This window comes from Streptomyces sp. NPDC027962 (genome assembly GCF_055566095.1).
This window is the reverse complement of record NZ_JBVHTA010000007.1, coordinates 199,960-226,768: the sequence shown is the minus strand read 5'-3', so window position 1 is coordinate 226,768 and position 26,809 is coordinate 199,960. Positions and strand designations below refer to the sequence as shown.

Annotated in this window: 24 protein-coding genes and 2 pseudogenes; 10 read left to right on the top strand and 16 right to left on the bottom strand. The window is 71.2% G+C overall.

Going from position 1 to position 26,809, the window contains the following annotated elements; genetic code table 11:
* Nucleotides 1-202 precede the first annotated feature (202 nt).
* Complete coding sequence (locus tag ACZ4SA_RS09725) at nucleotides 203-1,657, bottom strand: glycosyltransferase 87 family protein (RefSeq protein ID WP_468271862.1); 1,455 nt, start codon at nucleotides 1,655-1,657, stop codon at nucleotides 203-205.
* Nucleotides 1,658-1,779: 122 nt separating this feature from the next.
* Between ACZ4SA_RS09725 and ACZ4SA_RS09720 the strand changes: the two genes are divergently transcribed.
* On the top strand, nucleotides 1,780-2,925 hold the full coding sequence (locus ACZ4SA_RS09720) for a molybdopterin-dependent oxidoreductase (protein WP_468271730.1): 1,146 nt from the start codon (nucleotides 1,780-1,782) through the stop codon (nucleotides 2,923-2,925).
* Complete coding sequence (locus ACZ4SA_RS09715) at nucleotides 2,925-3,365, top strand: hypothetical protein (RefSeq protein WP_468271728.1); 441 nt, start codon at nucleotides 2,925-2,927, stop codon at nucleotides 3,363-3,365. The genes ACZ4SA_RS09720 and ACZ4SA_RS09715 overlap by 1 nt, the downstream gene beginning before the upstream one ends.
* A 21-nt stretch (nucleotides 3,366-3,386) precedes the next feature.
* Here the strand turns inward: ACZ4SA_RS09715 and ACZ4SA_RS09710 are convergent, their stop codons facing one another.
* Nucleotides 3,387-3,989, bottom strand: coding sequence for an NADPH-dependent FMN reductase (locus tag ACZ4SA_RS09710; RefSeq protein ID WP_468271725.1), 603 nt, complete (start codon nucleotides 3,987-3,989; stop codon nucleotides 3,387-3,389).
* A 145-nt stretch (nucleotides 3,990-4,134) separates the two neighbouring features.
* Between ACZ4SA_RS09710 and ACZ4SA_RS09705 the strand changes: the two genes are divergently transcribed.
* Nucleotides 4,135-4,989, top strand: a complete 855-nt coding sequence (locus tag ACZ4SA_RS09705) for a helix-turn-helix domain-containing protein (protein ID WP_468271723.1) — start codon at nucleotides 4,135-4,137, stop codon at nucleotides 4,987-4,989.
* A gap of 326 nt (nucleotides 4,990-5,315) precedes the next feature.
* Here ACZ4SA_RS09705 and ACZ4SA_RS09700 read toward each other — a convergent pair whose 3' ends face one another.
* From ACZ4SA_RS09700 to ACZ4SA_RS09675, 6 genes are all read right to left on the bottom strand, one after another.
* Nucleotides 5,316-5,966, bottom strand: coding sequence for a class I SAM-dependent methyltransferase (locus ACZ4SA_RS09700; RefSeq protein ID WP_468271720.1), 651 nt, complete (start codon nucleotides 5,964-5,966; stop codon nucleotides 5,316-5,318).
* On the bottom strand, nucleotides 5,963-6,589 hold the full coding sequence (locus ACZ4SA_RS09695; protein WP_468271717.1) for a TIGR04282 family arsenosugar biosynthesis glycosyltransferase: 627 nt from the start codon (nucleotides 6,587-6,589) through the stop codon (nucleotides 5,963-5,965). Before ACZ4SA_RS09695 ends, ACZ4SA_RS09700 begins: the two co-directional genes overlap by 4 nt.
* A gap of 17 nt (nucleotides 6,590-6,606) precedes the next feature.
* Complete coding sequence (locus tag ACZ4SA_RS09690; protein WP_468271714.1) at nucleotides 6,607-7,293, bottom strand: glycosyltransferase family 2 protein; 687 nt, start codon at nucleotides 7,291-7,293, stop codon at nucleotides 6,607-6,609.
* Nucleotides 7,287-8,342, bottom strand: a complete 1,056-nt coding sequence (locus ACZ4SA_RS09685) for an NAD-dependent epimerase/dehydratase family protein (RefSeq protein ID WP_468271712.1) — start codon at nucleotides 8,340-8,342, stop codon at nucleotides 7,287-7,289. Before ACZ4SA_RS09685 ends, ACZ4SA_RS09690 begins: the two co-directional genes overlap by 7 nt.
* 123 nt (nucleotides 8,343-8,465) lie before the next feature.
* The gene (locus ACZ4SA_RS09680) at nucleotides 8,466-9,812 is read right to left on the bottom strand and encodes a 6-phospho-beta-glucosidase (RefSeq protein ID WP_468271709.1); all 1,347 of its coding nucleotides are present in this window, start codon (nucleotides 9,810-9,812) and stop codon (nucleotides 8,466-8,468) included.
* Nucleotides 9,813-9,865: 53 nt separating this feature from the next.
* On the bottom strand, nucleotides 9,866-11,614 hold the full coding sequence (locus ACZ4SA_RS09675; protein ID WP_468271706.1) for a hydroxysqualene dehydroxylase: 1,749 nt from the start codon (nucleotides 11,612-11,614) through the stop codon (nucleotides 9,866-9,868).
* 184 nt (nucleotides 11,615-11,798) lie between these two features.
* Between ACZ4SA_RS09675 and ACZ4SA_RS09670 the strand changes: the two genes are divergently transcribed.
* Together ACZ4SA_RS09670 and ACZ4SA_RS09665 are read left to right on the top strand one after the other, a co-directional pair.
* Complete coding sequence (locus ACZ4SA_RS09670; RefSeq protein ID WP_468271703.1) at nucleotides 11,799-12,233, top strand: YchJ family protein; 435 nt, start codon at nucleotides 11,799-11,801, stop codon at nucleotides 12,231-12,233.
* 48 nt (nucleotides 12,234-12,281) lie between these two features.
* The gene (locus ACZ4SA_RS09665; protein ID WP_468271700.1) at nucleotides 12,282-12,683 is read left to right on the top strand and encodes a hypothetical protein; all 402 of its coding nucleotides are present in this window, start codon (nucleotides 12,282-12,284) and stop codon (nucleotides 12,681-12,683) included.
* Nucleotides 12,684-12,889: 206 nt separating this feature from the next.
* Here ACZ4SA_RS09665 and ACZ4SA_RS09660 read toward each other — a convergent pair.
* Together ACZ4SA_RS09660 and ACZ4SA_RS09655 are read right to left on the bottom strand one after the other, a co-directional pair.
* Nucleotides 12,890-13,349: pseudogene (locus ACZ4SA_RS09660) on the bottom strand (SCP2 sterol-binding domain-containing protein).
* Nucleotides 13,350-13,454: 105 nt separating this feature from the next.
* Nucleotides 13,455-13,661, bottom strand: a complete 207-nt coding sequence (locus tag ACZ4SA_RS09655) for a hypothetical protein (RefSeq protein ID WP_468271860.1) — start codon at nucleotides 13,659-13,661, stop codon at nucleotides 13,455-13,457.
* A 186-nt stretch (nucleotides 13,662-13,847) separates the two neighbouring features.
* On the opposite strand from ACZ4SA_RS09655, the pseudogene ACZ4SA_RS09650 reads away from it, so the two are divergent.
* A pseudogene (locus tag ACZ4SA_RS09650) lies at nucleotides 13,848-14,883 on the top strand (AMP-binding protein); the annotation flags it as partial.
* A 73-nt stretch (nucleotides 14,884-14,956) separates the two neighbouring features.
* On the opposite strand, the gene ACZ4SA_RS09645 reads toward ACZ4SA_RS09650, so the two are convergent.
* Entirely contained in the window at nucleotides 14,957-16,027 is a 1,071-nt protein-coding gene (locus tag ACZ4SA_RS09645; RefSeq protein WP_468271697.1) for an ATP-dependent DNA ligase, read from the bottom strand.
* 54 nt (nucleotides 16,028-16,081) lie between these two features.
* Here ACZ4SA_RS09645 and ligD point away from each other — a divergent pair, with 54 nt between their 5' ends.
* Nucleotides 16,082-17,104, top strand: a complete 1,023-nt coding sequence (gene ligD / locus ACZ4SA_RS09640) for a non-homologous end-joining DNA ligase (protein WP_468271694.1) — start codon at nucleotides 16,082-16,084, stop codon at nucleotides 17,102-17,104.
* 90 nt (nucleotides 17,105-17,194) lie between these two features.
* Here the strand turns inward: ligD and ACZ4SA_RS09635 are convergent, their stop codons facing one another.
* The gene (locus ACZ4SA_RS09635) at nucleotides 17,195-19,417 is read right to left on the bottom strand and encodes an OmpL47-type beta-barrel domain-containing protein (protein WP_468271691.1); all 2,223 of its coding nucleotides are present in this window, start codon (nucleotides 19,415-19,417) and stop codon (nucleotides 17,195-17,197) included.
* Nucleotides 19,414-21,909 carry a ThuA domain-containing protein gene (locus ACZ4SA_RS09630; RefSeq protein ID WP_468271688.1) on the bottom strand — a complete coding sequence of 832 codons (2,496 nt, stop codon included), beginning with the start codon at nucleotides 21,907-21,909 and terminating at the stop codon, nucleotides 19,414-19,416. Before ACZ4SA_RS09630 ends, ACZ4SA_RS09635 begins: the two co-directional genes overlap by 4 nt.
* A gap of 197 nt (nucleotides 21,910-22,106) precedes the next feature.
* On the opposite strand from ACZ4SA_RS09630, the gene ACZ4SA_RS09625 reads away from it, so the two are divergent.
* Nucleotides 22,107-23,096: a multicopper oxidase domain-containing protein gene (locus ACZ4SA_RS09625; protein ID WP_468271685.1), complete on the top strand. Its 990-nt coding sequence runs from the start codon at nucleotides 22,107-22,109 to the stop codon at nucleotides 23,094-23,096.
* A 79-nt stretch (nucleotides 23,097-23,175) separates the two neighbouring features.
* On the opposite strand, the gene ACZ4SA_RS09620 is transcribed toward ACZ4SA_RS09625, so the two are convergent.
* A complete protein-coding gene (locus ACZ4SA_RS09620) occupies nucleotides 23,176-23,589 on the bottom strand; it encodes a hypothetical protein (RefSeq protein ID WP_468271682.1) in 414 nt (137 codons plus the stop codon).
* Nucleotides 23,590-23,616: 27 nt separating this feature from the next.
* Here ACZ4SA_RS09620 and ACZ4SA_RS09615 point away from each other — a divergent pair, with 27 nt between their 5' ends.
* Both ACZ4SA_RS09615 and ACZ4SA_RS09610 read left to right on the top strand, forming a co-directional pair.
* Complete coding sequence (locus ACZ4SA_RS09615) at nucleotides 23,617-24,414, top strand: VOC family protein (RefSeq protein ID WP_468271679.1); 798 nt, start codon at nucleotides 23,617-23,619, stop codon at nucleotides 24,412-24,414.
* Nucleotides 24,415-24,493: 79 nt separating this feature from the next.
* Nucleotides 24,494-24,739 carry a WhiB family transcriptional regulator gene (locus ACZ4SA_RS09610; RefSeq protein WP_356633148.1) on the top strand — a complete coding sequence of 82 codons (246 nt, stop codon included), beginning with the start codon at nucleotides 24,494-24,496 and terminating at the stop codon, nucleotides 24,737-24,739.
* Nucleotides 24,740-24,781: 42 nt separating this feature from the next.
* Here ACZ4SA_RS09610 and ACZ4SA_RS09605 read toward each other — a convergent pair whose 3' ends face one another.
* Nucleotides 24,782-25,690 (bottom strand): chitosanase, encoded by a 909-nt coding sequence (locus ACZ4SA_RS09605; protein WP_468271858.1) that lies wholly within the window; start codon nucleotides 25,688-25,690, stop codon nucleotides 24,782-24,784.
* 54 nt (nucleotides 25,691-25,744) lie between these two features.
* The gene (locus tag ACZ4SA_RS09600; RefSeq protein ID WP_468271676.1) at nucleotides 25,745-26,719 is read right to left on the bottom strand and encodes an acyl-ACP desaturase; all 975 of its coding nucleotides are present in this window, start codon (nucleotides 26,717-26,719) and stop codon (nucleotides 25,745-25,747) included.
* Nucleotides 26,720-26,809: the final 90 nt, after the last annotated feature.

The following is a 26,809-nucleotide window of genomic DNA, read 5'->3' as shown; positions in this document are numbered from 1 at the left end:
GACGGCCGCGTCGGTCAGCGCGTTCGCGGGTCCCGTGTCGAACGCGACCGGGTCGCGCGGCCGCCGCCGTGACGTTGGCGATCCCGCCGAGATCGAGTGCCACGGGCAATTCCCGGCCGGCCGCGCAGCAAGAGCACGTCCACCAGGCTCACGAGAGGGGGCCCCGACCGCCGACCGCGATGTCGTGCGCCGGCCGATCCGGTCACTCACCACCCCCGCCGGCGGCCCGCCCGGATCCACGCACCGGCACGGCCACCACCGCTCCGGCCGGCGGCAGTGACGCGCGCGAGCGCCGCACCACACATCCCACGAAGACCGCCACCGCCGCGAGCGCGTACGCCGTCGTGCCCACCGTCCCGCCGTCCGCGTCCAGGTGGATCGTCACGTACTTCGCCGCGCCGGCCGCGGCCACCCCCAGCCACTCCCACCGCCCGTCGAGCGCGACCAGCGCCACCAGCAGCAGCGCGTACCAGGAGTAGCCCGGCGTCATCAGAAGGAACGCCGTTCCCGTCACCAGCAGCGCCCCGCTCCAGGGCCGCTCCGGATCGCCGCGCCTCAGCACGTACAGGGCGACCGCCGCCATGGCCGCCACAACCGCCGGCAGCGCCCACGCGTCGGGCAGCACCAGGCGAAGCAGGGCGTAGCGGTTGCGTGCGGACGGATCGGCGTAGCCCTCCTCCTGCGTGTAGCCGCCGAGATATCCGAGCACCGAACCGTTCGCGAAGAGCAGGTGCGACGCGTACGTCACCACCACGACGGCCGCGGCCGGCAGTAGCACGGCAGCGGCGTCCCGCCACCGGCGCACACCCGACAGAGCGCCCGGCAGCACCACTGCGGGCAGCAGCTTCGTCGCGACCGCCGCCCCAAGCAGCGCCCCGCCTCCGGCGCGCGCCCGTACCCCCAGCAGCGCCCCGCCTCCGGCGCGCGCCCGTGCCACCACCGCGAGGCCCGCGACCGCGAGCAGGACACCCAGCACATCGGCGTGCGCGTTGTTCACCGCCTCGATCGGGACGGCCGGGCACCACGCCCAGTACGCGGCCGCCCGGGGATCGCCGCGCCTGCGCAGGACGAGCACGAGCGTGACCGTGGTGCCGAGCGCGAGCAGCGCACCGCCCGTCTGCAGGGCCTTGTGCCGGGCGTCCTCGGGGGAGAGCGTGTGCACGAGCAGGAAGTAGCCCTGCGCCACCGGCGGGTAGATGGTGTGCGCCCGCGGCCGGTTGATCCGCGTGCAGTGCAGCTCGCCCTCGGGACCCGCGATACGCGCACGCTCGGGCACCTCGCAGGCCGCGCCGGTCGGAAAGAGCCAGTCGTCGCGCAGACCGGCGAGCGCGGGATCGGCGGGCGCATGGTCGTACGGCGAGATCCCGGTCGCCTGCACCCGGCCGTCCCATGCGTAGCGGTACGAGTCGGTGCTGGTACGCGGGGGTGCGAGCAGCCCGGTCGCCACGACAGCGACCCCGCCCGCCAGGATGAGCGCCACGGCATGGCGCACCGGTGCCCGGCGCACGGCGAAGGCCGCCGCGGCGAACAGGACCCAGCAGGCGGCGTACAGCCACGACAGGCCCGCGGGGTCGGTGACATAGCCGTCCTTGACGATCGTCACGGCGAGCACGGCCGTCAGGGCCGCCACGAGAACGCCGGCGGTCAGCGAGCGCATGTTGATCACTCGTTCAGCGTGGCAGCCGGCGCCGCCGGAACGGCGCAGACGCCCCCTGACGTCCGCATTCCGTAATGTGTCGGAACACCCCGCGCGGCGCCCGGCGGCGTTCTCATGGAGACATGAGGATTCGACCACCGATCACACTCCGACCGCCGAGGCTCCGAGGCCGGCTGCACGACGCCCGGACGGCCACCGCCATCGGCCGCCTGCTCGGCGCGGCGCTTGCCGTGTGCTTCGTGACCGGTGTGACCAGCCACTACCTGCAACGCCCGCCGGACTGGCTCGCCGACGCGCTCCCCAGCAGGCCCTACTGGGGCTACCGGGTCAGCCAGGGCCTGCACGTGGCGACCGGCATCGCGGCGATCCCCCTGCTGCTGGCCAAGCTGTGGACGGTGTACCCCCGGCTGTTCGTATGGCCCGCTCTGCGCTCGGTGCGGCACGCCCTCGAACGGCTCTCCGTGGCCGTGCTCGTCGCGGCGGCTGTCTTCCAGCTGACCACCGGGCTGCTCAACACCGTGCAGTGGTATCCGTGGCCGTTCTCCTTCGTCCCCGTGCACTTTGCCGTGGCCTGGCTGCTGCTGGGCGCCCTCGTCCTGCACATCGCCGTCAAGTATCCGCAGATCAAGGATCACTGGAGCCGGCGCTCCGCCGGGACGCTCGAGCTGCCCGCCGAGGACGGACCCGACCGCCGCTCCCTGCTCACCGGCGTGGCCGCGGCCGTCGGGGCGGTGACCCTGACGACCGTCGGACAGGCGTTCACACCGCTGCGCCGGCTCGACCTGCTCGCGCCCCGGCACCCCGACCACGGTCCGCAGGGGCTGCCCGTCAACCGGACCGCGGCCGCCGCCGGCGTGAGCGCGATGCCGCTGACCGACTGGCGGCTCACCGTCACCGGCCCACGGTCCTACGAGCTCAGCCTCGACGAGCTCGCCGCGCTGCCCCAGCACACCGTGACCCTGCCCATCGCCTGCGTCGAAGGCTGGAGCAAATCGGCCCGATGGACCGGTGTACGGGTCATGGACCTGCTGGAGCTGGCCGGTGCGCTGCCAGGGACACGCCTGCGGGTCGTGTCCCTGGAACGACGCGGCGCCTACCGCGTGATGGAAATGGGCGGCGGCTACACCGACGACCCGCTCACCCTCCTCGCACTGCGCCTCAACGGGCAGGTGCTCTCCCGCGACCACGGCTTCCCCGCCCGGATCATCGCCCCCAACCGCCCGGGCGTGTGGCAGACCAAGTGGGTCAGCGGAATGGAGGTGCTGTGATGCGTGTACTCGTCGGCGCGGCGGGCGTCGCTCTGATGGCCGTCGGTCTGTCCCTGCTCGTCGCCGGCGGACAGATCAAGGACGTCTCGCTGTGGCTGATCGGGTCGATCATCGTCCACGACGCCGTCATCGCCCCGCTGGTGATCGCCACCGGCCTGCTGATCGCCATGCTTCCGGCCCGCGGCCTGGTGCGAGGCGCGCTCGTCACCGCCGGCTGTCTGACCCTGATCGCCCTGCCGGTGCTGCTCGCCCCCGGCACTCCGCGCAACCCCTCGGTCCTGCCGCTGGACTACCCGCGCAACTGGCTCCTGTCGCTGGCCGCGGTGGCGGTCCTCGCCGCCGCCTTGCCGGTGGCGCGACGGCTGCGCGCGAGGCGGTGGCGGCGCCGCCACCGGGGCGGACGGCACCAGGGCTCGCCCGCCCCCGGCACGCCGGAGTAGTGACCCGCCGGGCGGTTGCACCTATGCGGCCACGAACGGACGCTCGCGCCGTGCGTCGTGCAGTACGGAGCCCCACCACAGCAGCTGGTCGAGCATCGTCTTCGCCGCGCCGTTCGGGCCCTCGGGGTCGAGCAGCGTGCCGTCGGCGCCGAAGAGCTCGTAGTAGCGGGGGAACGAGACCACGTCGCGGACCGTGTGCGCGTGCAGCTCACCGAAGACCTGCCGGAGCTGCTCGATGGCCAGCAGACCACCGCTGCCGCCGCTGTACCCGACAAAACCGATCGGCTTGGCCTGCCACTCGGTGTAGTGCCAGTCGATCGCCGCCTTGAGCGAGGCCGGGAAGCTGCGGTTGTAGTCCGGCGTCACCACCACGAACGCGTCGGCCGCGGCGAGCCGGCGCGTGAGGCCGCTCATCTCGTCGGGCCGGTCCAGGTCCGGCTGCATCGCGGGCGGCACCGGAGGCAGCGCAAGGGGCAGCGGCGTGTCCGCCAGGTCGATCAGGTCGACCGAGAACTGGCCGTGCTGCGCGCTCTGTTGAGCAAACCAATGGGCAACGGCAGGGCCGAAGCGGCCCTGCCGGACGCTTCCGACGATCACGGCCAGGTTGAGATTCTTGGCGGACATCACGGATTCCTCACTTGTCGTACGGACCGGCCCTGGGGCCCTTCTGCTCCCAACCTGGCGCCATGGACGACGACCAGGAAGGCCGGACCGGGACTGGTAGTGACAGGGCCACGATCCGAGCGGAGGCGCCTGTTACGTTCGGACGGTGAGCGACAACGAGCTGGGCCTGTTCCTCCGTACGCGCCGCGAGTCCGTCACCCCCGCCGAGGTGGGCATGCCGACCGGCGCACGCCGACGCACGCCGGGCCTGCGCCGCTCCGAGCTCGCGACGCTGGCCGGCGTGAGCGTCGAGTACGTGACCCGCCTCGAACAGGGCAGGGACCGGCGGCCCTCCCCGCCCGTGCTCTCCGCACTGGCCGACGCGCTGCGGCTCGCCCCGGGCGAACGTATCCATCTGCACCGGCTCACCAAGGCCGCCGACGGCGGCTTCACCTGCATGGGCGGCGCGACGCCGAACCGGGTCGTCCGTCCCACGGTGCGGGCGCTGCTCGACCGGCTGGAACCCACGCCCGCGGTGCTGCTCAACCGGCTCAGCGAACTGCTGGCCTGGACCCAGGGGTACGAGCGGCTGGCCGGCCCCGTCGGCCTCCTGGACGGCGACCCGCCCAACCTGGCTCGCTTCGTACTCACCGACGACCGGGCCCGCGCCGCTTACCCCGACTGGAACCTCGTCGCCGATGAACAGGTCGCCGCGCTCAAGCAGGGGCCGTTCCGCGCGGACCCGCACATCGCCGCGCTCGCGGACGAGCTGACCGTCACGGCGGGCGCTTCCTTCACCGACCGGGTGGCGACGCTGCCCGGGCTGCCGCGGGCGAATGGTGTGACGCGCCTGGTGCACCCGGAGGCGGGGGACCTTCGGCTCGACTACGAGACGCTCGACCTTGCGGTCGACGACGATCAGCGGCTGCTGGTCCACCTGCCGGCGGACGAATCGACCGCCGCGGCCCTCGACACCCTCACGGGCCGCCGCCCGGGCGCGCTGCGGGCGGTCTCCGGCTGAGGAGCGGGAAGCGCTGCGCGGGCCGATTCCCCACCCCGCCCCGTCGCCGTTGTACCGATGTGTGGCTCCGCCGCATGGCAGTGCAGGCCCCGGACCCGGGGCCGGGTTCCGCGCGGTGTGCGGCGGGGAAGGCCCCGGTTCCGGACCGAGCCCCGCACGGCGTCCTCGCACGCCGGGCCGGCCGGCGAAGTCAGCCCGCTGGGGGGCACCCCTACGTCTGGCGGCGTGGCAGGTACCCCCGCCCACGGCCGTCAGGCCGTGGGCGGAACTCGAGGCGCAGGGGTCCCGGGGGGACAGGGCCCGCAGCCGGCGTCACGCGACCGTCGTCACGTCGCCGCCTCCCGCCGCAGCGCCACGAAGTGGCGTCCCGCCGCCTCCCATGTGTCCCGGAGGGTCCACCCCACCTCCCGGCCGTACTGCAGGAGCGCCGGTGCGCCCACCCGGGCCCAGGGGAAGGCCGTGCCCTGGGTGTCGACGCCGTCGAAGACGCGGACCTGGACGCGTTCGTCGACGTCCAGCGGCGCGGTCTCCGCGATCAACTGACCTCCACCGTGAACGAGTTCGGCAACGCGGCGCAGCAGCGCCCGCGGATCGCCGCCGATGCCCACATTGCCGTCGATCAGCAGTGCCGTGTCCCAGCTGCCCTCCTTCGGCAGTGGATCGAACACGGACCGGTGCAGTGCACTGCCCCCGCCGCGTACCGTGCGCGCCACCGCCTCGCGGCTCACGTCGATGCCGAGTACCGTCCGGCCCCGCTCGGCGAGTGCCGCGACGAGGCGGCCGGGGCCGCAGCCGATGTCCAGGACCGAGCCGCCGGTGCGGGACAGGACGGTGGTGTCGGCGATGTCCGGTTCCGCGCACCAGCGTTCCACCTCCAGCGGCAGCAGCCAGCCGTCGGGGCGCCGCAGGAACAGTGGGCCGCGGCCGGTGCGGAGGGCGTCGGTGTACGGGTCCGCCTGCCAGGCCGGCGCGGTCATCGCGCCCCGGCCCCGGCCGTCGCGGCCAGCGCGGCGGCGAACCGGGTGTGCGGGGCGGCGGCGGCCACGGCACGGGCGTCGTCCGGCGTGTCCACGTCCCGCAGCCGTGGCAGTTCCCGCACCGCGAGCCCGGCCCCCAGGAGGCGCTGACGCTGCACGGCGCCCGTGTCCGGCACGGACATGGGTACGCCGTGCAGCAGCCGGCCGTCCGGCTCGGCCAGTCCCAGCGCCCAGAACCCTCCGTCGTCCGCGGGACCGAAAGCGGCCTCACCCGGAGCCAACTCGAGCCCCAGAGAAAGAAGTTCGGCTGACGCCTGCGGCGTGTCCATGCCGATCAGCAGGGCCGGCCCCTCGCACAGCCCGAACGCCGCGGCCAGTCGCGCGTCCAGCCCGCCGCAGCACTGGGGCACCACGTCGATGCCCGGCGGCAGCCACGCCCCCGGCTCGCCGTCGAGCACAAGGACCCGTCGCCGTGCGGGCGTGGCGAGCACCGCGTCGAGGGTGTCCCGCAGCGCGGCCTCCGCCAGAGCCGCGGCCTCCCGCGGCGAATACACGGGTGTCAGGCGCGTCTTGACCCGGCCCGGCACCGGGGCCTTGGCGATGACGAGCAGCGTTCCGTTCACCGCACGCCTCCCGCCGTTCACCGCACACCTCCGGTTGCCAGGGAACCCGGCTGTTCCGCGAGCACCGCACTCATGTCCCGTACCGCCTGCCAGGTGCCCCGCCATGTACCGGTGACCTTCGACTTGCCCGCTCGCGGGAGGTAGGGCACGTCCACCTCGGTGATCCGCAGGCCGGCGTCACTGGCGCGGACCACCATCTGGAGCGGGTAGCCACTGCGGCGGTCCGTCAGGTCGAGCGCCAGCAGGTCCGTGCGGCGCGCCGCACGCAGCGGGCCGAGGTCGTGCAGCCGCAAGCCGGTGCGCCGGCGCAGCATGCGGGCGAGCGCGAGATTCCCGGCGCGGGCGTGCGCGGGCCATGCGCGGCGCGCCTGGGGGCGGCGCCGCCCGAGCACCAAGTCGCTGTCCCCCTCGGCGACGTGTTGAACGAATCGGGTCAGCAGCCCGGGGTCCAGCGATGCGTCGCAGTCGCAGAAGCACACGTACTCCGCCTCGCAGGCCATCAGCCCGGCGTGGCACGCGGCACCGAAGCCCCGCCTCGGCTCGTGGACGACGCGCGCGCCCAGCGTCCGCGCGATCTCGGCCGAGCCGTCCGTGGAACCGTTGTCGACGACGATGGCCCGCCAGCCGGCCGGGATCCGCGACAGCACCCACGGCAGGGCCTCTGCCTCGTCCAGACAGGGCAGGACGATCTCCGCGCTCAGCACGCCGCACCCCGCAGTCCGTTGGTCGCGAACTCGGCCATGCCCTCGGAGAAGCCGACACGCGCCTTCCAGCCGAGATCGGCGGCCAGCCGCCGCGAGTCCGCGGTGATGTGCCGTACGTCGCCGAGCCGGTACTCGCCGGTGACGACCGGCGCCGGCCCGCCGTGTGCCGCGGCCAGTGCCAACGCCATCTCGCCGACGGTGTGCGGTGTGCCGCTGCCGGTGTTGTACGCGGACAGCGTCCCCGGCTCCCGGCCGTGGACGGCCTCGAGCGCGACCGCGTTCGCCTCCGCGACGTCCCGTACGTGGACGAAGTCCCTGCGCTGGCCGCCGTCCTCGAAGACGCGCGGCGCCTCGCCCCGTTCGAGCGCGGACCGGAAGAAGGAGGCGACACCGGCGTAGGGGGTGTCGCGCGGCATGCCCTGCCCGTACACGTTGTGGTAGCGCAGGGCGATGGCGCGGCCGCCCGTCGACCGTGCCCACGCGGCCGCCAGGTGCTCCTGCGCCAGCTTCGTCGTGGCGTACACGTTGCGCGGGTCGACGGGAGCGTCCTCGTCGACGAGACCGGGCGACAGCTCCTCGCCGCACTGGGGGCATCGGGGCTCGAAGCGCCCGGCCGCGAGGTCCGCGGCGGCGCGCGGCCCAGGGCGCACCCGGCCGTGGCGGGGGCAGTCGTAGCGGCCCTCGCCGTAGACGACCATCGATCCGGCGAGGACGAGGTCGGACACGGCGGCCTCCGCCATGGCGGCGAGCAGAACGGCCGTGCCGTGGTCGTTGCAGCTCACGTAGTCGGGCGCGTCCGAGAAGCCCGTGCCGAGGCCGACCATCGCCGCCTGATGGCACACGGCGTCCACACCGCGCAGCGCACTCCCCACCGCCGCCCGGTCCCGCACGTCCGCGTGGAGGCACTCGGCGTCGGGCAGTTGCGGGGGGCCGGGATGGGCAGCGGGAAGCAGGGCGTCGAGCACGACCGGATCGTGGCCGTGCGCGGAGAGCGCCGTGACGATCTGCGAGCCGATGAAGCCCGCGCCACCTGTGACTAGTACACGCATGACTGCGACGCTACGGCGGGAGAGCCCGCGGATCGCCGGTCCGCGCCGTGGCGTCACAGGTACGTAAGGAGTGCGCTGCTCCGAACGGGTACTCGACGGCTGCCGCCCGGTACGTCCGGGCTCCTACGGCCGGTTCAGGTAGCCGAGGCCCGGATGCTCGGCCCGGTAGCCGTCGACGAGCCGGCGGGCGACGCTCACGGAGTCGACCAGGGGGTGCAGTGCGAAGGCCTTCACGGCGGCCGCCCGCGAACCGCTCTCCGCCGCGGCCAGCACCTCGCGTTCCACCGCCTTGACCGCGGTCACGAGTCCGACGGCGTGGTGGGGCAGGGGGTCGACCGTGACCGGATGCGCGCCGTTGGCGTCGACGAAGCAAGGAACCTCGACGACGGCGTCCGCGTCCAGCACGGAAAGGGTGCCGCGGTTGCGGACGTCGAGGATCAGCGTGGTGCGCTCGTCGCGGGCGACGGCCCGCATCAGGGCGAGCGCCACCTTCTCGTACCCGCCGGACTCCAGGTCGTCCTCGTCGCGTTCGCCGATTCCCGCGGCCTCGCGGCTGGCCGCCATGTAGGTGGCCTCGCGCTCGGCGAGCGTACGCCGCCAGGTGGCCAGGGCAGGCGTGCCGGGCTGGCGCATCTCCTCGTAGAAGCGGGCCTGCTGGGTGTGCAGGAAGGCACCCCGGGTCTGCTTCGCCTCCTGGTAGGCGCGCACGGTCTCACGGTTGAAGTAGTAGTAGTGCAGATACTCGTTGGGGATCGCGCCGAGTGTCCGCAGCCACTCGGGGCCGAAGAGCCGACCTTCCTCGAAGGAGGCCAGCGCCTCGGTGTCGGCGAGCAGCCGGGGCAGTCGGTCGTGTCCGCCGACGCGCAGCCCCCGCAGCCAGCCGAGGTGGTTGAGGCCCACGTAGTCGATCCACGCGGTCGCCGGGTCGGCGCCCAGCGTCTTCGCCACCCGGCGTCCGAGACCCACCGGCGAGTCGCAGATGCCGATGACGCGGTCACCGAGGACGCGGCTCATCGCCTCGGTGACCAGGCCCGCCGGGTTGGTGAAGTTGATGACCCAGGCGTCGGGGGCGAGCTCGGCGACCCGGCGCGCGATGTCCACGGCCACCGGGACCGTGCGGAGACCGTAGGCGATGCCGCCCGCGCCGACTGTCTCCTGGCCGAGGACTCCTTCGGCGAGCGCGAGCCGTTCGTCGGCGGCGCGGCCCTCCAGCCCGCCGACCCTGATCGCGGAGAAGACGAAGTCGGCTCCCCGCAGGGCCTCGTCCAGGTCCGTGGTCGCCACGACCTCCGGCGCGTCGTGGTGTGCGGTCGCCTGTTCCGCGAGCACTCCGGCGACGGCGTCCAGCCGGGCGGCGTCCACGTCGTGCAGCGCGACCCGCGTGACCCGGCCCTCCGCGTGGTCGCCGAGCAACGCCCCGTACACGAGGGGCACACGGAAGCCGCCGCCGCCGAGAATGGTGAGCTTCATGCCAATACGCTACTCGGCTGCCCCGTCGGCCCCGGCTGCCCCGGCGGGCCGGCTCAGCCGAGGTCGAAGGCGTTGGGCAGGCCGAGACGGTAGCGGGTGCGGTCGTGGCGTCGGAGGGGTTCGATCTCCGGGGCGCGGAACAGGGGCGTGATCGTGCAGCGTGGCGCCGGGGAGCCGGTGCGGTCCAGCAGGGCGTTGACCGCCGCGCGGGCGGAGGCGTTGGCGCCTTCCATGGTCGCCAGGTCGATGTCGACACTGACGTAGTCGCCGGCCAGGTAGAAGTTCGGTATCCGGGTCGCGGCCTGCGGGCGGTTGTGGAACGTGCCGACGGGGTGGATGAGGAGTTCGTCGTCGTTGGTGGGGTTCGGGGTGCCGAGGCCGTCGACGCCGGGGTCGAGGAACCAGGAGTGCAGGGAGCTGTCCTTGAGTACCACCTTGCCGGTGTCGTTCAGCGCCGCCTTCAGCTGCGCCCACACTTCTCTGGCGACCTCGGCGCGGGTGCACTGCTTCGCGGTCCTGCCGTACAGGATGCCCGGCCGGTCCCATTCGGAGATGTCCACGGACACACAGTCCACGGCCACACCGTCGCCGAAGTCGGCGGGGAAGTCGCGATCCGGCCAGTGCGCCGCCTGCTGGATGGCCGTCAGGGACCAGGGTGAGTCGATGCAGTTGAGATGGCCGTGCAGCAGCGGGGCGCTCTCGGTCAGATAGAACTGGATGCCCGTCATCCAGTCGGTCTGCAGCTTGTCGCAGCGGGCGAGCTGCGGATCCGCGGCACGCAGCTCGGGGCCCCAGGTCCGCCGCGCGTGCTCCACCGGCATCGCGGAGATGTAGTGGTCGGCCGTCACCGACTCCCGCGCGCCCTGCGGATTCTCGACGACGGCGGACCTCACGCGCCCGGAGGCGTACTTCACCTCCCGTACGGTCCAGCCGACGCGGAAGTCCACGCCCAGTGACTCGAGATGCGCCACCCACGGGTCTATCCAGGCCTCGTTGGTGGGTGCGTCGAGGATCCGGTCGAGCGGTCCGTCGGCGCCGCGCCCGAGCGCGTTGAAGAGGAAGGCCTCCATCAGGGTGGCGACCGTGCGGGTGCTGGCCTCCTCCGCCTTGGTGGCCACGATGTTACGGGTGAGTCCGACGGCGAGGATGCGCTGGTAGTCGTTGCTCATTTCCCCGGCCCTGATGAACTCCCACCAGGGTGTGCGTTCCCACGTACGGTCGCGGCGCTCGTCGCAGCTGGTGAGGAAGACCAGCAGACGGTTCACGAAGTACGCGGTCTCGTGGAACGGGATGCCGAGGGCCGTGTCGAGCATGGCGGTCAGAGCGCGGCGGATGTCGTCGAGGGTGAGGTCGGGTGGACGGTGACCGGGCCAGGGGAGGGGGATGCGCAGATCCTCGCGACCGGTGCGGGTGAACGACATCTCGGACGGCGCGACCAGGTTGTCCCAGACGCCGCGCGGGTTTCCGGGGAAGGGGATGCGGCGCATCGTGTCGGGGAGGTTGTGGTAGATGCCGGGGATGAATCGGAAGCCGTGCTCGCCGGGCAGGGGTTTGCGCCCACCCTTCGCGCTGTCGGGTACGTCCATGCTTCTGGCCTTGCCGCCGAGCGCCCGGCGCTCGTACACGGTGACCCGTAAGCCGCGCTCCGCGAGTTCGTGAGCGGCCGTCAGCCCGGCGACGCCACCGCCGAGGACGGCGACGGAAAGGGGTGGCGAGACGTCCGGGGCGGCTGCCGCCGCGCTGGGGGCGACCCCCACGGTGCCGAGAGCCGCGGTGCCGCCGACGCCGGCGGCGCCTGCCATGAAGGTGCGCCGTGAAGTATGGCGTGAGGTGTGTCCTGAATTGCGTCGGGAGGTGCCAGAACGATCCATCCGAGCCCCTTTACCGGCGGTAACTGTCGCGTCCGGCGCGTGAGCATACGGAGATCCCTCACGACTCGGAAGCCACGCGGGAGCCCCGGTCGCGCAATGGCTGGAAAATGGAGCCATGGCCAGACGCACCAAACGCACCAAAGGCACCACGCCTCCCGCTCTCACCGCAGACTCGCCCTGCCCCTGCGGCCTGCCTGACACCTACGCCCGGTGCTGCGGCCGGTTCCACAGCGGAGAGGAATCCGCCCCCACCGCGGAACTCCTGATGCGCTCGCGCTACAGCGCGTTCGTCGCCCACGACGCCGCGTATCTGCTGCGCACCTGGCACTCGTCGACCAGGCCCCCGCACCTCGAACCGGACCCCGGCATGCAGTGGACGGCGCTCGAGATCGTCGACACCACGGACGGCAGCGCGTTCCACAGGACCGGCACGGTCACCTTCCGCGCCCGCTACCGCCACCACGGCAAGCGGGGTGAGCTGCATGAGCGCAGCAACTTCGAACGGGAGCAGGGCGCGTGGGTGTACGTGGACGGCACCTTCCTGGAGTGAGCCGACGAGCCCGCCGCTCGGCCCGGCAGGAACTGGTTCAATGCACGCGTGATCGAACTGATCGAAGTACTGGTGGCGGCAGCGTGCGCCGCTCTCGTCGGCAGGCTGGTGCTCCGCAGACGCCGGCAGCGAGCGGTCTCCGTCGACGCGGGGGAAGAGCCGGGCATCCCGTGCATGCTCAAGCGCTCGACGGGCGGTAGGCGTTGGCGGCCGGGCCGTCTGCTGATCGGCGCGGGGCCGCTCGTGTGGCAGGCATCCTGGGGCGGCCGTAAGTCCGCCCTCCCCGCCGACCTGCACCGCACCGGCGTGCGCGGGCCCTCGGTGCGCGAGGCGCTGGGCATCAACCCGCGATCCCGGATCGTGGAGTGCGAGGCGGCGGACGGGATCATCCTGATCGCGGTCATGCCGGAAGAACTGGACCTCGTCCTGAAGGCGGTCGACACCACCTGACGCGCGCGGCGGTATGCCCCCGCGGCCGCGGGCGGACGTATGGGCCGCCCGCGCGATGCCGAGCGCCTGCGCGCCGACGGCCGGGCGGCTGACCTCGAAGGTGGCCATGGCCCGCGTGCCCTCGCGGGGGCCGCGAAGCCGTGGACCCGGTCCCGGAGGCCCCGCTGCTCCTCGGTGAGCTGAAGGGGGTAAGGGCGCCATGGCGATCAGGCCTTCGGGATGTCGAAGCAGCGGGTCAGACCCGACGCCGGGACGACGTCGCCGGCGACCTTGAGCCTGCGGGTCATGAACATGATCACGGGGTGGTGTTTCCGGAGACCAGCTTGAGGAACTCGGCGTCGGCCATCACCAGCGTGGTCCGCGGCTCGGCTTCGGAGCGGCCCTCCGTGACCGTGCGGGTCCCGTCGGCGATGACGGTCTCGAAGGTCTCGTCGCTCTCGCCGGTGATCTTCCAGCGGATGAGGGCGGTCAGGGGGCCGGCGCTCTCGGGGCGGAACTGCTGCCGCATCCGCCCGGAGACCTCGGGGAGCACCCGCTGCCGCAGCTCACCTTGCATGACCTGGCCGATCTCCTTGCCGGACAGGCCCTTCACGATCTTGGCGAAATCCTGGGGGAGACCGCGGAGAAGTCGAGGTCGCCCAGCTCGCCGCCGATGTCGTCTGCCACAGCGCTTTCTTGCTCCGGAGTGAGCCTACTTTTGAGTAAGGCGCGAAAGGCCGCCCCTCGAACAAGAGGGGCGGCCTGAAGTGAAGAAGTGTGGAACCGGGACGATCAGCGACCGCGGCGCGGCCCGACCGTGAGCCGGGGGTCATACGCGGCCAGCACCTTGTTGGCCCGTGCCAGTGTGGACAGTGCGTGCTCCCTGTCCGCCCGGTCCTCCGTGCACAGCGGCCCGCGGAACAGGCCCACCTCGCGCGCGGCGCACTCGGCGTCGACCTCCGCCTGCAGGATGTGGACCGGCATGCAGGAGCCGATCATCACTGCGACTCGGTCGGGGATCGGCACCGGGACGAGGGGAGAGGCGATCACGTGAAGTCCTTCTTTACCATGACGGGTCGCCCCGCTGATTTCTCTTTACGCGGGAGCAACTCGCCCCGCGAGTAAGTGCCGAGGTCCCGTCAACTCGCCGCCCGCGAACTGCGAACCCGCGAACTGGAGCCGACCATGGGCCTGCACAAGGATCTGAAGAGGGCGAAAAAGCACAGCGATCTCGCCAATCACGTCCCGGTCGAGCTGGTCAGGCAGGACGGTGTCGTACGAGAGGCGCGCACAGCGTTCCTCGTCCGGCCGTCCGTCTCCGGCAGTACCGCCGACATACCTTACGCGAACGACGCCGAAGTACCCGAATCGGTGGTGCTGCCGCCGCAAGGGTGACGACGGCCGCCGGCAACCGGTCACCGCCGCTGAGTTCGCACGTCAAGTGACCACTACGGCCGAGGGGTTGATCGCCGCAGGCCTCACGCCGGGTGGCCGTGTCGCCGTGATGTCCCGCACACGGTACGAATGGACTGTGCTCGACTTCGCGGTCTGGGCGGCCGGCGGACAGAGCGTGCCGATCTACGCCACCTCCTCTGCGGAGCAGGTCGCATGGATCCTGCGGGACAGCGGCGCCGCCCAAGTCGTCGCCGAGACACGGAGACATGCCGAGCTCGTGGGCGAAGCAGTCCACGGATTGGACGCACCGCCGCTCGGCTGGACCCTCGACGGCCATGCGATGGTCACACTGGCCACACTCGGCAGGGAGATTGCCGACGAGGAGATCGTCGCCCGGCACCGCGATCCGGATCGCGGACGACGGGGAGGTGCTGGATCAAGGGCGGCATCGTCTTCGGCTCGTACTGGAACAGCGGCGACCGGCGAGGTGCTCGACGACGGATGGTTCGCCACCGGCGATCTCGGCGCCCTGGACGACGGCGGGTATCTGACGATCACCGGCCGGAAGAAGGACATGCTCGTCACCTCGGGCGGCAAGAACGTCTCGCCCGCCGTACCCGAGGACCGGTTGCGCAGCCGCCGACCGGTTGGCCAGTGTCGTCGTCGGGGACAACCGCCCCTGCGTGGCGGCGCTCATCACCCTGGAGCCGGAAGCGATGGAACACTGGCCGGCCGTACGCAAGCGCCCGAAGGGCACCCCGCTCGCCGAGCTCCGCGAGGACCCGAGCTGGTCGCCGACGTGCAGCGGGCCATGGATCACGCGAACGGCGGACGGGTCACCCGCCCCGCCCCCCTCACCCGGCGAGAGCGAGGATCCGGCACCCGGCGACGAGCCGTGCTCAGCGTCCCGAGGGTGACAGCACCTCGGCCAGGTCGTAGCTCACCGGCTCTTCCAGCTGTGCGTACGTGCAGCCGGCGGGCTCCCGGTCGGGTCGCCAGCGCCGGAACTGCGCCGTGTGCCGGAAGCGGTCGCCCTCCATGTGGTCGTAGGCGACCTCGACCACCCGCTCGGGCCGCAGCGCCACCCACGACAGGTCCTTCTTGCCGGACCAGCGGCTCGGCGCACCGGGCAGCCGGGAGCTCTCGTGGGCGCTCTCCTCCGCCCAGGCCGCCCACGGATGACCGCCCACCGGGTCCATGCGCAGCGGCTCGAGCTCCTCCACCAGCTCCTCGCGCCGCTTCATCGAGAACGCGGCGCAGACACCGACGTGCTGCAACGCGCCGGAGTCGTCGTACAGGCCGAGCAGCAGCGATCCGACGACCGGCCCGGACTTGTGGAGGCGGTAACCGGCGACGACGACGTCGGCGGTCCGCTCGTGCTTGACCTTGTACATCACCCGGGTGTCCGGCCGGTAGGGCAGGTCCAGCGGCTTGGCGACGACCCCGTCGAGACCGGCGCCCTCGTAGTGCTCGAACCACTCCTGTGCGACCTCCGTGTCGGTGGTCGCGGGCGCGACGTGCACGGGCGGCCGCGCGTCGGCGAGGGCCTCGGTGAGCATCGTGCGCCGCGCCTTGAGGGGCGCGTCCAACAGCGACTCGTCCCCGAGTGCGAGCAGGTCGAAGGCGACGAAGCTGGCGGGCGTCCGTTCGGCGAGCATTCGTACGCGGGAGTCCGCGGGGTGGATGCGCTCGGTGAGCCGGTCGAAGTCCAGCCGCCCCTGGTGCGCGATGACGATCTCGCCGTCGACGACGCAGCGGGTCGGCAGATTGGCCGACAGCTCGACGACAAGCTCGGGGAAGTACCTGGTGAGCGGCTTGCCGGTACGGGAGCCGATCACCATCTCGTCGCCGTCGCGGTGCACGATCGCCCGGAATCCGTCCCACTTCGCCTCGTACTGCATCCCCGGCGGGATCTTCTTGACGGCCTTGGCCAGCATCGGCTTCACGGGTGGCATCACAGGCAGATCCATGCGTCGATTCTGCCCGATATGCGGCATAACACCCCTCGGCCTACCGTGGCCCACATGGGTGCAGCGGGTGCAGCGGTCGAACTGGAAGCCGGCGGGCGGACCGTACGCGTGTCCAATCCGGACAAGATCTACTTCCCGGAGCGGGGGTTCACCAAGCTGGACGTGGCGCAGTACTACCTGGCCGTCGGGCCGGGGATCGTCCGGGCGCTCCGCGACCGGCCTACGACGCTCGAACGCTACCCCGACGGCGTGGAGGGCGAGTCCTTCTTCCAGAAGCGCGTCCCCAAGTACCTCCCCGACTGGATCCCGACCGCGCACATCTCCTTCCCGAGCGGGCGCACCGCCGACGAGATGTGCCCCAACGAGGTCGCCGCCGTGATCTGGGCGGCCAACCTCGGCACTCTGCCGTTCCACCCCTGGCCGGTGCGCAGAGGAGCCGTCGACCATCCCGACGAGCTGCGCATCGATCTCGACCCGCAGCCGGGCACCGACTTCAAGGACGCCGTCGCCGCCGCCCACGAACTGCGCGCCCTGCTGGACGAGTACGGTCTGCGCGGCTGGCCCAAGACCTCCGGCGGTCGCGGCGTGCACGTCTTCGTGCCGATCGAGCCCAACTGGGAGTTCACCGGGGTGCGCCGTGCCGCGATCGCGGTGGGCCGGGAGCTCGAGCGGCGGATGCCGGGCCGGGTGACCACGGCGTGGTGGAAGGAGGAGCGCGGCGAGCGGATCTTCGTGGACTACAACCAGACCGCCCGCGACCGCACGATCGCCTCGGCCTACTCCGTACGTCCCCGCGCTCATGCCCCCGTCTCCGCCCCGCTGCGGTGGGAGGAGCTCGACGACGTGTCGCCTTTCGACTTCGACCTCGCCACGATGCCCGGCCGGTTCGCGGAACTCGGCGATGTGCACGCCGACATGGACGACCACGCCTTCTCGCTGGAGGGCCTGCTCGAGCTGTCGCGCGAGGACGAACGTGACCACGGCATGGGCGACCTGCCGTACCCGCCCGACTACCCGAAGATGCCGGGGGAGCCGAAGCGCGTCCAGCCGAGCCGCGCGAAAAAGCCGCCGAGCTGAGCGACGGCCGTACGGGCCGCTGCAGGCGTGGGCCCCCTCCCTGGGGGCCTGGGGGGAGGGGGCCCATCGCATGCGAGTGGGTGGGAGAAGTCAGAGCTCCTTGATCCTGATGTCACGGTATGAGATGACGTCCGTGGTGCCGTGGACCTGGAGGCCGATGTAGCCGGAGGCGTACCGGCGGCCGTCCGTGCCCGGGTCGTCGGAGCGCGGGGGCTCGAAGACCTGGCCGCCGGTGTTGTCGAACTCGTTGATGAGCTTGCCGTTGCGGAGGATCGAGTAGTGCTGACCCTCCACCCGGATCTCGTAGTCGTTCCAGGTGCCCTTCGGTGTCACTCCCGCACCGGCGAGGCCGACGCGGTCGAAGCCGTAGATCGAGCCGGACTTGTACATGTCGCCGCCCGGGCGGTCCAGGACCTGGACCTCATGGCCGTACTTGATCGCGACCCACTCCGGACGGGACTCCTCCGGGTTGTCGTGGACGTACGGGAAGCGGACGAAGACACCGCCGTTGGCATTGCCCGGGCCCGGTGCGTCGTCGCGCCACTGGAGCTTCAGCGAGAAGTCGCCGTACTGCCGCTGCGGGAACCACAGCATGCCCATTCCGGGCACGGTCGTGCTGCTGGTCATGGCCTCGTCCGCGCTCAGCGAGAACTTGCCGCCGCCGACGTGCTGCCACTTGGCGAAGGTCTCCTCGGTGCCGTCGAAGAGCTTGCGGTAGCCGTCGGTCCGGCCCGGCTCGCCGATGCCGGACTTCTTGGCCGCACGGTAGATCTGCCGGTGTTCGCGGGCGTCGATGACCCCCTCGTCGAGCAGCGCGTCGATCACCTTGTCGACGTGCTTGAGGAACAGGGCGTGCGAGGACCAGTCCTTCTCGTCCTCGATCAGCTCGTTGACGGTGCAGCGGCTGCGCGTCATGCGGTTGGGGACGCCGGTGTCGATCGTGCCGACGATCACGGTGGCCCGCTCGTCGTACTCGGGGCAGTCGGGCGCGGGGACGCCGCCTCCCTCCGCGACGGTGAAGGACAGGCTCTTGGCCTCCGAGGTGTTGCCCGCCTTGTCCGCGGCCCGGTACAGGACCGTGTGGAAGCCGACCCGGTCGACCAGCACGGGCAGGGTGTACGCGAGGTAAGGACCGCCGTCGAGCGAGTACTCGACCCGGTCGACACCCGAGCCTCCGGAGTCCACCGCGACGACGGTCACCGTGGCGCTGGTGATGTACGCGCCGTCGGAGTTCTGCTTGCCGGAGACGCCGGCGGTGGTCTGCGGCGGTTCCTTGTCCTCGGCCGGCGGCGCGACGACCGTGAAGTCGACGGACTTCTCCGCGGCGGCGTTGCCCGCCTTGTCGGTCGCCTTGTAACGGACCTTGTGCGCACCCGCCTCATTGACCATCACCGGTCCGGTGTAGGGCTGCCAGGCGCCGTCACCGAGCGCGTACTCGATGGTGTTGACACCCGAACCGGCGTCGGACGCGGCGACCGTGACCGTGGCCATGCCCAGATAGCGGCCCTGCTCGTCCTTGTCGCCGCTGACCGTCGCCGAGGTCTCCGGCGCGGTCGTGTCGTCCGTCGGCGGTGCGGCGACGGCGAAGTCGACCGCCTTCTCCGCCTCGACGTTGCCCGCCTTGTCGTACGCGCGGTAGCGGATCGTGTGTGTGCCGACCTTGTCGACGACGACGGGCGCCGTGTACGGCTGCCACGGACCGTCCGCGCCGACCGCGTACTCGATCTTGTCGACGCCCGCGCCCTCGTCGGTCGCCGCCAGGGTGACGGTGGCCTGGCCGACGTAGGCGCCGTCGGCGTTCTTGTCGCCGTCCACCTTCGCCGTCGTGACGGGTGCGGTGGTGTCCTCGCCGCTGCCCGCGGTGACGGTCAGGATGCCCTGCATCGAGCCGTGGCCCGGGATGGTGCAGTGGTAGAAGTAGCGGCCCTCCGTGAGGTTGACCTCGGCGGTGTGCTTGCCGCCCATGTCGTCGTTCGGATTGGCCAGGATGTTGAGAGGCACGTCGTTGTTGAACTCGACGTCCGAGACGGAGAACGTCAGCGTGTGCGGCATTCCCGTGGTGTTGCCGGTGGCCGTGCTGTTCTCGAAGACGATCGTCGCGGGGCCCGCCACCGCCGTGGCCGGGAAGGAGAGGTACGTGTCGATCGGGTCGCCGGCCTTCCAGGTCAGCACCTGGGCGGCCGCCGCCTGCCCGCCACCGGCCCGCGTGGCGTCGGTCCTTCCGTACGCGACCGCGGACGTCAGTCCGACAATCGTCGCCACGGCGGCCAGCAGGGCCGTCCAGAAGCCCGCGGTTCTGTGTCCGAAGGTCACCGGGCCGCCTTCCTCGCCAGTTGGTCCGCGGCCGGGGTCGCCCCGCCGCCCTTGTAGGTCACGCGCCACAGCGCGGAGTTGGAGTCGGAGGTGAAGAACCCCCGCCCGTAGTCCAGGACGTACAGCGACCCGTCGGGCGCGAACTTCCAGTCCATGAGGTTGCGGATACCGCCGGAGCCCACCGGGACGATCTTCTTGAGGGACTCGGCGTGCACGGGCAGACCGCCCTTGCCGACGGTCTTCGGGTCGGTGAGCACCGCGTGCCGCGGCTGGTCCCCGTCGTAGAAGTCGCCGACGAACCACTTGCCGTCCCAGTACGCAGGCCACTTGACCGCCGAGTCACTTGCGGCGTCGAAGCGGTAGACCGGGCCGTTCATGGTGGCCTGGCCGCCGCCCTTGAGCCACGGCAGCAGCAGTTTCTGCTCCTCCTGCTGGTAGCTCGGGATGCCGTTCGCGTCGCGCGGGTAGTCCACGCCGCCGCCCTGCGGCGAGTACCAGATGGTGTTGGGCGTGACGGGCGGCAGGTTCACCAGACCGTCGTTGTTCGGGGACTCGTTCTTCGGGGCGTCGCAGTCGTACCAGCCGAGCGGCTTGCTCGGGTCGGGCAGATTGCGGTCGCGATAGGGCTGGTTGTTGCCCATGCAGTACGGCCAGCCGTGGTTGCCGGCCTTGGTGATGGCGGCGAAGGTGTCGTACTTGGCGGGACCCCAGGTCGTCGAGGGGGAACCCGCGTCCGGGCCGACCCAGCCCGCGTAAAGGACGTCAGTGGTCTTGTCGACGGAGATACGCGCCGGGTTGCGCACGCCCATCACATAGATCTCGCCGCGGGTCCTGCCGCCGCCCTCAGCTGTCTCCTCGCCGGTGAACAGGTTCCCCGCGGGCAGCGTGTAGGTGCCGTCGTCCTCGGGGTGGATCCGCAGGATCTTGCCGTTGAGGTTGTTGGTGTTGCCCGCGGTGCGGCGCGCGTCGGCGAAGGAGACGCCCTTGAAGTCCGGCTCCGGATTGTTGCCCGAGTAACCGCCGCTGAAGCCGGACGAGTTGTTGTCACCGGTGGCGATGTAGAGGTTCTCCTCGGAGTCCCAGGCCATCCCGCCGCCCGAGTGGCAGCAGCTGTGGATCTGCACCGGCCAGTGCAGCAGCACCTGCTCGCTGGACAGATCGAGCTTGTCGGTCGCGAGGTCCAGGGTGAAGCGGGATACCCGGCGCTCGGCCATGTGCGTGTCCCGGTTGATCTGCGAGTGGGGCGTGTAGTGCAGATACACCCAGCCGTTGGTCATGAAGTCGGGGTCCAGCTCGATGCCGAGCAGACCTTCCTCGTTCTTGACCAGCTCGCCGCCGCCACCCTTGTTGCCGAAGACCGTCAGCGCGCCCGCCTTGGTGACCTTCTTGGTCTTCGGGTCGTAGACGTGGATCTCGCCCTGGCCCTTTCCGATGTCCGGGTCGTTCCAGTCGGTCACGACCGGCTGGGACGAGTCGGCGCCGCCGCGCCCGATGTACAACACCCGCCCGTCGGGGGCGGTGACCAGTCCGTGCGGCTCCCCGATCTGGTCGTTCCGGCCGGGCTGGTTGGGCTGGGTGACCCGCTCGGCGGTGTAGTTGGCGTCGATGGTGGCCTTGCAGTCGGCCTGCGAGAGTCGCGTCGTCCAGGCGAGCGCGCCGCGCAGATGGTCGCGGAAGTCCGTCTCCGCGTAACTGTCGACCGTGCCGCCCATGCCGGTGTAGAAGGAGCGGCCGCCGTCGTAGTCACGGCACCAGGAGACAGGGTGGTCCCAGCCGTTGCCCTTGGCGGCCGGTGTGAAGGAGCTCTCCTTCAGCCGTGCCACGGTGTGCACCTTGCCGGAGGGGTTCTCCGCCCAGTTGAACCACTTGTCGGGCCGCTTCCACTGCAGGGGAAGCGACTTCGTGGCCGGATGTGTGCGGTCGCCCACCTCGACGACAGCCCGCTGGGTGCTGCTCGGGGCCCCCGTCGGCCGGGCGCCGATCAGACCGGTGAACCAGTCCGAGTACGGCTCGGTGCGGGCCGCTTCATGGAGGCCGACGAACCCGCCGCCCGCCTCCAGATACGACTCGAGGCCGGCCTCCTGCTCGGGGTCGAGCACATCGCCGCCGCCGGTCAGGAACACCACGGCATTGAACCGGCCGAGCCGCTTGGCATCGGTGAAGACCGCGGGGTCGTCGGTGGCCTCCGTCTTGAAGCGGCCTGCTGACGGGCCGGTCAGCCCGATCGTCTCGATCGCGGAGATGCCGGCGTTGACGGTCGGCGACTCCGCCGTGGCGGAGCCGTGGAAGACGAGGACCCGCACATTCGCGCCGCCCGGCGGTGATGGCAGGGACAACGTTGTCGCACTGGGCTCCGGCGGATAGGGCGCGGCGCTTGCGGCACCGCCGCCGCCGAGCAGGGAAGCGGTCAGGGCGCCGACTCCAAGTGCCGCAGCCAGAAGGCGTGTTCGGGATCTTGGACTTCCGGACCTGTGATGTGGTGCGTGCTGCATGTGGTCACCCACCCCTCTTTGGTCACAACAACAGCCGTTGAAGCTAGACCTCTTTTCGCGGCTCGCCAATAGATATGACCGCATCACGACGAACTTTGTCCTGGCTGTGGATAAACGAAGATCACCCGGCTACCGTGTGGCCGTCCCCGGGGGCAGTTGCGCCCCGTCAATCTCTGCCGACGACTGGAGAGTTCGACATGGACAGACGGAGCTTCAACCGACGCCTGCTCGCGGGTGGCGCGGCCGCGGCGGCCACGGGCGTGACATCGTTGTCGGTTGCTTCCGCCTCCAATGCTGCCCCCACTGCGGCCACGGTCGCCCCCAAGACTGCCCAGGCGGGCGGGGAGATACGCCATCTCAAGCTGTACGCCGAGAAGATGGCGAACGGATCGATGGGCTACGGCCCGGAGAAGGGCAAGCCGACGATCCCCGGCCCGCTGATCGAACTCGTCGAAGGCGACACCCTGCACATCGAGTTCGAGAACCTGATGGACGTGCCGGTGAGCCTGCACCCCCATGGGGTCGACTACGACATCGCCAACGACGGCACGAGGATGAGCCGCAGCCATGTCGAACCGGGCGCCACCCGCACCTACACCTGGCGCACGCACGCCCCCGGCAAACGCTCCGACGGCACGTGGCGGCCGGGCAGCGCGGGCTACTGGCACTACCACGACCATGTCGTCGGCACGGACCACGGCACCGGCGGCATCCGCAAGGGCCTGTACGGGCCGCTGGTGGTGCGCAGGAAGGGCGACATCCTCCCCGACAAGCAGTTCACCATCGTCTTCAACGACATGACGATCAACAACCGGCCCGCCGCCGACCCGCCCAACTTCCAGGCCACGGTGGGCGACCGCGTCGAAGTCATCATGATCACGCATGGCGAGTACTACCACACCTTCCATATGCACGGTCACCGCTGGGCGGACAACAGAACCGGCCTGCTCTCGGGAGCCGACGACGTCAGCAGGGTCATCGACAACAAGATCACGGGTCCCGCGGACTCGTTCGGCTTCCAGGTGATCGCCGGCGAACGCGTGGGCGCCGGGGCGTGGATGTACCACTGCCACGTCCAGAGCCACTCCGACATGGGCATGGCCGGCCTGTTCCTCGTGGCCAAGCCGGACGGCACGATCCCGGGCTACGAGCCGCACCATCCGGGATCCGGCGGGGAGCATCACTAGGGCGTGTTTCGAAAGTGGCGCCGTCCGCCCGCAGGGCGGGGCTCGCGGCGTCTGGTGCGTGCAATCGCAAGGCGGAGGATCATCCTCGTACTGGACGTACTTGGATGACTCCGACAACGCAGCGAGTGTGCGTGCCAGGCGTCGTGGGCCAGGCGGGACTTTCGAAACACGCCCTAGTGCTCAGGTCCCACACCACCCACGCGGTGCTCGGCTCGGGCTCCACGTGGATGCGAGGCCCCCGGCCGACGATCCGGCGGCGCCCGACGGAGGCGCCGACGGGCCGGACGAGGGTCGTGGTCGCATACGGCTCGGCGGTGGTGCCGGTGAGCGTGCACAGGACGAGACGGTCGACATCGTCCTCGTACCCGCCGAAGAGGGCGGCACCGCCGCCGAGCACCCCGAAGGCCGCGGCGCCGGCCACCGGCGTCGGCCGTACGGGGCGGCGCGCCGGGCTGCGTTCGGGCGGGGCGGGGAGCAGACTGGGGACGGTCATTCGGGGGACCGGCCCGAGGAGGGAACCATGCTCAGCACCGCGTATGTCACAGGCTCCCCGAACTGGATCGACCTCGGCACACCCGACCTCGAGGCGGCGAAGGCCTTCTACGGCGGGGTGTTCGGCTGGACTTTCGAGTCGGCCGGACCGGAAGCGGGCGGCTACGGGATGTTCCAGCTCGACGGCAGAACGGTCGCGGCCGGCATGACCGTGCCCCCGGAGCAGGGCCCACCCGGCTGGAGCGTCTACTTCCGGACACCGGACGCCGACACCACCGTCAAAGCGGTCGAACAGCGCGGCGGCTCGGTGGTGTTCCAGCCGATGGCCGTCTTCGACCAGGGACGAATGGTGATCTGCCTCGACCCCGCGGGAGCGGGCTTCGCCGGCTGGGAGCCCGGCCGGAACAAGGGCCTCGACCGGGTTGACGACCCGGGGGCGCTGTGCTGGCTCGAGCTCTACACGCCCGAGCCCGACTCGGCCCTCGCGTTCTACGGCGATGTCTTCGGGTGGGAGACCTCGTCCATGCCCATGCCGGACGGCAGCGGCACCTACACCATGGTCAACCCGGGTGGCGCGGGCCAGGACGCCGTGTTCGGCGGTGTCGTACCGCTGAGCGCCGACCCGCTCGAGGCCGCCGGCGGGCCCTACTGGCTGCCCTATTTCGGCGTCACCGACTGCGATGCCACCGTCGCCACGGCCCAGGAGCTCGGCGCCGGCATCAGGATGGCACCGGTCGACCTGGAGGGCGTCGGCCGCTTCGCCAAGCTCGCCGACCCGGCGGGCGCCCGGTTCGCCGTACTGCAGAGCTTCCGGTCGGCGCGCTGAGACACAGTCAAAGGCAGGGGCGGGAATCGTTGATGCTTCATTGACCGGGTGTTTATCAGCTCGCGGCAACGTGTCACACATGCCGATCAACACCACCACCGAGCAGGAACTCGCCTGGCAGGAGAGCGCTTTGTGCGCCCAGGCGGGCCCCGAGTTCTTCTTTCCGGCCCCAGGCTCCTCCACCCGCGAGGCCAAGCAGCTGTGCGGAGCGTGCGAGGGCAGAGTGGCCTGCCTGGAGTACGCGCTGACGCACGACGAGAGGTTCGGCGTCTGGGGCGGACTCTCGGAGAAGGAACGCCACCGCCTCAAGCGCACCGGCCGCTGAGTACGAACGGGCGGGCTCAAGCCCCGCCGACGGCCCGGCGGCTCACGAGGTGACGCGGAAGGTCTCGCCGTAGACGGCCCACTCCAGCGGCACGTCCAGCTCCATGTTCCCGTTCCGCAGGAACACCCGCTGAGCTGTGTCGATGCGCGAGGGGTCCCTGGTCTGTTCGGTCCGCTGGCGGCCGATCACGGCCCGGCCGGCGTCGAGGAAGGCGTTCAGGTAGGCCTTCTCGTCGCCGCCCTCCGCCGCCGTGTCGGCCTTCGCCATCGCCGCCTCGCGGATGCCGTAGAAGCCCTGGGGGCCGAGCCCCGGGCCGTGCAGCACCATCGCGTCGTAGTAGATGAACTGGCCGAGCGTGGACAGGCCGTCCATCTTGGCGAGCCGCACCGCCGGGTCGAAGTAGATCCGGTCACGCAGCGCGTCCTGCGCCGCGCGGAAGGCGGGACCCTCCGCGGCTTCGGCCCAGGCCGCCTCGAAGGGGGCGCCCAGGCCCTCGTGCGAGTCGCTGCCGTCGACCTTGCGCAGGGCAGGGAGGTAGCGGGCCAGCGGGTTGTCCGGGTGCCGCTCGGTGAAGTACTCGACGAGCTGGAGCATGTCGTTCGTGCCCGAGCAGAAGCCGACGATCCCGGCCGTGTAGCCGTTGCCGTCGCCGATGTCCTCGATGGCGCCGTACTGGCCGCGCCAGTCCAGCGTCGAGTTCTCCGCGCTCGCCACCAGCTTGGCGGCCAGCTCCTTCTTCGCGGGAGCGGCGAGCCCCGCCGGCATCGCGTCGATGCGGTCGTCCAGCTCCTGCTGCTCGCCGGGGCTGCCCGCCTTCAGGGGGTTGGGCGCGGTCGTCCGGCTGATGCGCAGGCTCGGGTCGTCCTTGGGGCGCTGCGGCTCGCCGCCCCCGCCGAAGTAGACGGAGACGGCGATGGCTATCGGAGCGCCGACCAAGGCGATGCGCGTCAGGGGTTTCACGCGGGACAGCGTACGGCGGCGTCCCGCGGGCCCCAAGGGAGGGGCTCAGCCCTGCGCGCGCGCCGCCATCCGGGCCTTGCGGGCCGCGAGCTTCTCGTCGAACTTGGCCGCCTCCGAATTGAGCCCGCCCATGTACAGGCCGAGCTCCTCCTGCGCCTTGCGGCCCTCCGGGCCCAGGCCGTCGATGTCCATGACCTTCAGGAAGCGCAGCACCGGCTGGAGCACGTCGTCGTGGTGGATGCGCATGTTGTAGATCTCGCCGATCGCCATCTGCGCGGCGGCCCGCTCGAAGCCCGGCATGCCGTGCCCCGGCATACGGAAGTTCACGACCACGTCGCGCACGGCCTGCATCGTCAGGTCGGGGGCGAGCTCGAAAGCCGCGCCCAGCAGGTTGCGGTAGAAGACCATGTGGAGGTTCTCGTCGGTGGCGATACGCGCCAGCATCCGGTCGCAGACCGGGTCGCCCGACTGGTGTCCGGTGTTGCGGTGCGAGACGCGGGTCGCGAGCTCCTGGAAGGCGACGTACGCCACCGAGTGGAGCATCGAGTGCCGGTTGTCGGACTCGAAGCCCTCCGCCATGTGCGCCATCCGGAACTGCTCGAGCTGGTCCGGGTCGACGGCGCGCGAGGTGAGCAGGTAGTCACGCATCACGATGCCGTGCCGGCCCTCCTCGGCGGTCCAGCGGTGCACCCAGGTGCCCCACGCGCCGTCACGGCCGAAGAGGCTGGCGATCTCGTGGTGGTAGCTGGGGAGGTTGTCCTCGGTGAGCAGGTTCACCACCAGCGCGATCTTGCCGATGTCCGTGACCTTGGACTGCTGGGGCTCCCAGCCCTCGCCGTCCTCGAAGATGCCGGGGAAGTTGCGGCCGTCGGAGAACGGAACGTACTCGTGCGGCATCCAGTCCTTGGCGACCTTGAGATGGCGGTTGAGTTCCGTCTCCACCACCTCTTCCAGCGCGTACAGCAGCCGGGCGTCGGTCCACGCTTCCGAACTGCCGAGGTGGGGAGAAGTGAGGGTCACGGGTGCTCCTGGGGGACGGGGAGAGTTACCTACGTACTCGTAGGTTACGAAACCGTAGGTTAAGCACGCGATAAGCCTCCGGCCAAGCCG

Bases quoted from the DNA above. Each gene is read 5' to 3' on its own strand.
- ACZ4SA_RS09725 (WP_468271862.1), bottom strand. From the start codon at position 1,657: ATGCGCTCGCTGACCGCCGGCGTTCTCGTGGCGGCCCTGACGGCCGTG.
- ACZ4SA_RS09720 (WP_468271730.1), top strand. From the start codon at position 1,780: ATGAGGATTCGACCACCGATCACACTCCGACCGCCGAGGCTCCGAGGC.
- ACZ4SA_RS09715 (WP_468271728.1), top strand. From the start codon at position 2,925: ATGCGTGTACTCGTCGGCGCGGCGGGCGTCGCTCTGATGGCCGTCGGT.
- ACZ4SA_RS09710 (WP_468271725.1), bottom strand. From the start codon at position 3,989: ATGTCCGCCAAGAATCTCAACCTGGCCGTGATCGTCGGAAGCGTCCGG.
- ACZ4SA_RS09700 (WP_468271720.1), bottom strand. From the start codon at position 5,966: ATGACCGCGCCGGCCTGGCAGGCGGACCCGTACACCGACGCCCTCCGC.
- ACZ4SA_RS09685 (WP_468271712.1), bottom strand. From the start codon at position 8,342: ATGCGTGTACTAGTCACAGGTGGCGCGGGCTTCATCGGCTCGCAGATC.
- ACZ4SA_RS09680 (WP_468271709.1), bottom strand. From the start codon at position 9,812: ATGAAGCTCACCATTCTCGGCGGCGGCGGCTTCCGTGTGCCCCTCGTG.
- ACZ4SA_RS09675 (WP_468271706.1), bottom strand. From the start codon at position 11,614: ATGGCAGGCGCCGCCGGCGTCGGCGGCACCGCGGCTCTCGGCACCGTG.
- ACZ4SA_RS09670 (WP_468271703.1), top strand. From the start codon at position 11,799: ATGGCCAGACGCACCAAACGCACCAAAGGCACCACGCCTCCCGCTCTC.
- ACZ4SA_RS09655 (WP_468271860.1), bottom strand. From the start codon at position 13,661: ATGATCGGCTCCTGCATGCCGGTCCACATCCTGCAGGCGGAGGTCGAC.
- ACZ4SA_RS09645 (WP_468271697.1), bottom strand. From the start codon at position 16,027: ATGGATCTGCCTGTGATGCCACCCGTGAAGCCGATGCTGGCCAAGGCC.
- ligD (WP_468271694.1), top strand. From the start codon at position 16,082: ATGGGTGCAGCGGGTGCAGCGGTCGAACTGGAAGCCGGCGGGCGGACC.
- ACZ4SA_RS09630 (WP_468271688.1), bottom strand. From the start codon at position 21,909: ATGCAGCACGCACCACATCACAGGTCCGGAAGTCCAAGATCCCGAACA.
- ACZ4SA_RS09625 (WP_468271685.1), top strand. From the start codon at position 22,107: ATGGACAGACGGAGCTTCAACCGACGCCTGCTCGCGGGTGGCGCGGCC.
- ACZ4SA_RS09620 (WP_468271682.1), bottom strand. From the start codon at position 23,589: ATGACCGTCCCCAGTCTGCTCCCCGCCCCGCCCGAACGCAGCCCGGCG.
- ACZ4SA_RS09615 (WP_468271679.1), top strand. From the start codon at position 23,617: ATGCTCAGCACCGCGTATGTCACAGGCTCCCCGAACTGGATCGACCTC.
- ACZ4SA_RS09610 (WP_356633148.1), top strand. From the start codon at position 24,494: ATGCCGATCAACACCACCACCGAGCAGGAACTCGCCTGGCAGGAGAGC.